Source organism: Longimicrobiaceae bacterium, from assembly GCA_035936415.1.
Taxonomy (GTDB): domain Bacteria; phylum Gemmatimonadota; class Gemmatimonadetes; order Longimicrobiales; family Longimicrobiaceae; genus JAFAYN01.
This window is the reverse complement of the sequence record DASYWD010000360.1, coordinates 1-3,511: the sequence shown is the minus strand read 5'-3', so window position 1 is coordinate 3,511 and position 3,511 is coordinate 1. Positions and strand designations below refer to the sequence as shown.

The 3,511-nt window shown below is 74.8% G+C and carries 3 protein-coding genes; 2 read left to right on the top strand and 1 reads right to left on the bottom strand.

The annotated features are described in order from the left end of the window. Together VGR37_14620 and VGR37_14615 are read left to right on the top strand one after the other, a co-directional pair. On the top strand, window positions 1-784 hold a 784-nt coding region (locus VGR37_14620), incomplete at its 5' end, for a PH domain-containing protein (protein ID HEV2148635.1). A gap of 205 nt (window positions 785-989) precedes the next feature. Then, window positions 990-2,987 (top strand): S9 family peptidase, encoded by a 1,998-nt coding sequence (locus VGR37_14615; GenBank protein HEV2148634.1) that lies wholly within the window; start codon window positions 990-992, stop codon window positions 2,985-2,987. A gap of 58 nt (window positions 2,988-3,045) precedes the next feature. On the opposite strand, the gene VGR37_14610 is transcribed toward VGR37_14615, so the two are convergent. Further along, a partial coding sequence (locus VGR37_14610) for a hypothetical protein (protein HEV2148633.1) occupies window positions 3,046-3,511 on the bottom strand: 466 nt, incomplete at its 5' end.

Sequence of the window (3,511 nt, the reverse complement as noted above, 5' to 3'; positions counted from 1 at the left end):
CGCTGCGGGAGTCGCTGCAGGCCGGGCGCGGGGGGGAGCGGTGAGCGCGCTCCGCGACACGGCCTTCCGGCTCCTCCGCATCCCGGGGCCGCCGCAGCCGCCGGCCGGGGAGGGCGGCGCGGTGCGGGTGTTCCGCGCCTCGCGCCGCTTCTACCAGTACGGGGTCGTGCGCTGGGCGCTCCGGCAGGCCGGGACGGCGGCGGGGATCGTGTTCGGCCTGGTGATGCTGCGCGCCGTGCCGGACGGGGCGCCGCTCACCGTCTTCCGGGTGATGGAGTGGCTGGCGGTCGCGGGCTTCGTCGTCCAGCTCCCGTTCACCTTCCTCCTCCTCCGCTTCGACTACGACATGCGCTGGTACATCCTCACCGAGCGGAGCCTCCGCATCCGGGAGGGGATCCTCACCGTGCGCGAAAAGACCATCACCTTCGCCAACGTGCAGAACATGACGATCCGCCAGGGCCCGCTGCAGCGGCTCCTGCGGATCCACGACCTGGAGGTTCGCACCGCGGGCGGGGGCGGAGAGCAGAAGGGGAAGGAGGGGGGCGGGATCGGCGAGCCCATGCACGTGGGGTACTTCCGCGGCGTGGACGACGCGGAGGAGATCCGCGACGCCATCCGCGCGGGGGTGCGCCGCCACCGCGACGCGGGGCTGGGCGACCCGGACGACGCACGGGTGCCGCTCCCGGCGCCGGAGGCCGACGGGACCGCGGAGCTGGCGGACGCCGCGCGCGCGCTGCTGGCAGAGGCGCGGGCGCTGCGGGGAGCAGCGGCGGGGAGAGTGTAGCGCGATCCCGCAGTGCCCGCGGAGCGGTGGCGCGCACGTCCGGAATCACAGGCGCGGAGAGCTCCGGCTCTCGGCGCCTTTTCTTCTGCTCCTCCCGCGCCGGAGCCTGCGGGGCAGACACTTGCCGCTCCGCCCCCCCCGCCTATTATGACCGGGAGGCCCGCGCCGGGCGCGGGACGGATCCGCCGACCAGGAAAGGAGAGAGATGCTGCTACGATCGTCCAGGATACGGCTGCGGCTGGCGGGAGCGGTGGTGGTCGCGGCGCTGGCTCCGGCCGCCCTCCACGCGCAGGGGCTCACCCCCGAGCAGGTGACGTCGCTCCGTACGGTGTCGTCGACGGCGATGAGTCCCGACGGGCGCCTCGTCGCCTTCACGGTGACGGCGACGCGCGACTCGGCCGAGGAGCGCGGGAACGCCTACACCGAGCTGTACGTGGTTCCCGCGGCGGGCGGGGAGCCCCGCGCCGTGGTGAGCCGACCGCGGAGCGCCTCGCTGCCGCGGTGGTCGCCGGACGGGAGCACCCTGGCCTTCATCGCCCGCCTGGAGGGGAACTCCCATTCCCAGGTTTACGGCGTCCCCGCCGCAGGGGGCGAGCCCCGGCCCCTCACCACCGCGGCCGGAACCGTGGAGAGCTTCCGCTGGTCCCCGGACGGACGGAGCATCGCGTACACCGCGCCCCGGGTGGACCCGCCCGGGATGGAGCGGCGGCGCGATCCCGCCAACGATGTCGTGGTCATGAGCGAGCAGGGGAGCTGGACCCGCCTGTACGTCCAGCCCGCGAGCGGTGGCGAGGCGCGCGCCGTCACCCCGGAGGACCGCAACGTGGTGGAGTTCGAGTGGGCGCCCGACGGGCGCACCTTCGCCGTGCAGGCCACGAAGGCGCTCGGTGCCGACGCCGACCTGGTGTTCCGGGACCTGTACGTGGTCCCGGCCGCCGGCGGGGAGATGCGCGAGCTGGCGCCCACCCCCTCCAAGGTGGGCGGGATGGCGTGGTCTCCCGACGGGCGGATGCTGGCCTACCTGGGGGGAATCTCCGCCAACGACCCCATCGCGCAGTCGGTGCTGGTGGTCCCCGCCGCGGGCGGCACCCCCCGCAACCTGACCCCCGCCTACGAGGGGAGCGCCACCTGGGTAGGGTGGCTCGACAACGGCTCCGTGGCGTTCGTGGCCGACGAGGGGACGAGGACCGTCCTCAACCGCGTCCCCGCGTCGGGCGGGCGGATCGCGCGCATCGTCGGCGGGGGGGAGGAGATCTTCGGGAGCGTGGACTTCGACGCCCGCAACCGGACCTTCTCCGCCCCGGTGAACACCGCCCGGCACCCCGGCGAGGTGTACGTCGGTACGGTGGGCGGCCGGGGGCTCCGGCGGGTCACCACGCTCAATCCCTGGCTCTCCGGCGTGGCGCTCGGCAGGCAGGAAACCGTGGAGTGGACCGGTCCCGAGGAGCTGCGGATCCAGGGGGTGGTGGTCTACCCCGTGGGGTACCAGCAGGGGCGGCGCTACCCGCTGGCGATCCTCCCGCACGGCGGCCCCGAGGGGGTGAGCCTCGAGGGGTGGGTCACCACTCCGCTGTACCCGGCGCAGGTGCTGGCCGGGCGGGGGTACGTGGTCCTGATGCCCAACTACCGTGGGAGCGGGGGGCGGGGAGTGGCCTTCTCCAAGGGCGACCAGCGCGACCTGATGGGGCGGGAGTTCGACGACGTCCTGGCGGGGATCGACCACCTCGCCGCGCAGGGCGTGGTGGATCCGCAGCGGGTGGGAATCAGCGGCACCTCGTACGGCGGGTACATGTCCGCCTGGGCCGCCACCCGGCACAGCGACCGCTTCAAGGTGGCGATCCCCTTCGCCGGGATCTCGCACTGGATGAGCTTCCTGTACACCACGGACATCCCCGCCGAGATGTCCGTGGTGCACTTCGACCTCTGGTGCAGCGAGAACGTGGGGATCTGCTGGGACCGCTCCCCCATCGCCCACGTCGCCCGGGCCACTACGCCGACCCTGGTGGGGCACGGCCTGGTGGACGAGCGGGTGCACCCCGAGCAGTCGCTGGAGCTGTACAACGCGCTGCGCCTGAAGGGGGTGCCCACCGAGCTGGTGCTCTACCCGCGGGAGCCGCACGGCCTGCGTGAGCGCGCCCACCAGCTCGACTACATGCGGCGCATCACCGAGTGGATGGACCGCTACCTCCAGCCCGGGCGCTGAGCGGAGCCCGGAAGCGAGAGGGCGTCCGGGGCGTGCGCCGCCCCGGACGCCCGGCGCCTCAGGGCGCCGGGCGGGCGAGCCCCAGCGCGAGCGTCCCGTCCCGGCCCGGCGCCACGGTGACTCCCGTCAGCGGGGGGAGGCGGACCCAGCGCTCCGTCCCGACCGACCACCCCGCGAGTCCCCCCAGCGCTCCGCCCAGCGGCGCCCCGAAGAAGCCGCCCATCCAGAGGGCGTTGAGGCCGGGGTCCGACTGGGTGTCGTCCCGCACGGCCGCGTACCCGAGCGCGCCGATCGCCACCGCGCCCACCCCGGCCCCGATCGCGGCGCCCCGCAGCGTCGAGCGCGTGCGGCTGCGGCCCGCCCCGATCTCCAGCGCCTGCACCGCGTCCAGCGGCAGCACCTGCTCCCGGCCTGTGTACGGGTCGCGCAGGACGAGCGAGTCGCCCCGCACACCCATGACCTGGGCCACGGCCGGCTCGGGCGCGACGGTGGGGGCGATCACCCGCACCCGCGCGCCCCTCGGG